This is a genomic window from Streptomyces sp. NPDC127084, from assembly GCF_042724175.1.
Lineage (GTDB): Bacteria > Actinomycetota > Actinomycetes > Streptomycetales > Streptomycetaceae > Streptomyces.
Map to the genome: position 1 here is coordinate 1 of NZ_JBHXFA010000401.1, position 1,189 is coordinate 1,189.

The window sequence follows — 1,189 nt, forward strand, 5'->3', positions numbered from 1 at the left end:
GCTCGTAGGCGGTGGCGCCGTCGAGGGACTCGCGGATGATGTCGGCGTGGCCGGCGTGCCGGGCGGTCTCGCGGATCAGGTGCAGGCAGAGCCAGCGCACGGAGACGCGGCCCTCCGGCGGGAACCAGGGCTCGCTCGGGACCGGGAAGGTGTCGTCGAGGCTCGGCACCGAGCGGATGTACGCCTCGGTCTCGGCGGCGACCTTCTCCCAGTAGGCGAGCTGCGACTCGACGGTCTCGCCGTCGACCAGTTGGAAGGTCTCGTGCCAGTTGGACTGGTCGCGCTGGACGGCCGGCGGTTCCAGCTTCGCCCGGGCGATCCAGCCCTGCTCGACGTCGGCGACATGCTTCAGCAGCCCGGAGAGGGAGAGTCCGCTCGCGCTCGGCGTGCTCGCGGCCTGTTCCTCGGTCAGCCCGAGCAACGCCCTGCGGATACCGCCCCGTTGGTCCTCGATGAACGTGAGCAGCGACCCGCGCTCGTCGCCCTGCGTGTCCGCCGGTACGTGCGTGACCATGGCCTTCGCCTTTCGCCGGTGCCGGCCGGGAGCCTGTCCCCCTGCCCGACGTCGATGAAGCTACGGGGCATTTAGGTCAGTTTCTGTCCTCAATGACCACCCCATACAGAACCGAGGAGCCGAGGCTATCGATACGCACAATCACGCAACTACTGAGAAGTGGGGTTCTCAGATACCGCGTTGCGCAACAAGTGGCCGAGGTCTAAGGTGATTAGAGTTGAAAGTGAGACCGCAGTCAGGTCACCCGCGCAGCAGCCATCCGCCGCCCATCGTTGGGCTCCGGACATAGCTGTGCCCCGGGCTGTGTGCAATGCAGTGACAGTACTCCGGGGCGCACGTAGCCGAGACTAACACGGAAGCATTCATTCAGGGAGGGGCAGCGGTGACGGAGGACGAGGCCAAGCGGATCGTCGACGCGATCTCGGTGGAGCGGTTCCAGCCGTTTCTCGACGAGTGCGGCGGCGACTTGGGCATGGCGTTGCGTCTGTACGGCTGGGACGGTGAGATCTCCCGCGCCTTCCTCGGCGTTCTGCGTGACTTCGAGGTCGCCATGCGGAACTCGTTCCACGCCAAACTGAGCGGACGGTACAGCCGCGCTGACTGGTGGGACTCTCCACGCGTCCAGCTCACCGGGACGGGTCGCGAGCAGGTACGCAGCGCTCAGCTGGCCCTCCG

Annotated in this window: 1 protein-coding gene and 1 pseudogene; one reads left to right on the forward strand and one right to left on the reverse strand. The window is 66.8% G+C overall.

Annotation, left to right across the window (positions count from 1 at the left end; translation table 11 throughout):
* Window positions 1–514: DinB family protein (locus tag ACFWI9_RS34535; RefSeq protein ID WP_387169313.1), on the reverse strand; the 514-nt coding region annotated here is incomplete at its 3' end.
* A 382-nt stretch (window positions 515–896) separates the two neighbouring features.
* On the opposite strand from ACFWI9_RS34535, the pseudogene ACFWI9_RS34540 reads away from it, so the two are divergent.
* Window positions 897–1,189, forward strand: a pseudogene (locus tag ACFWI9_RS34540) (hypothetical protein); the annotation flags it as partial.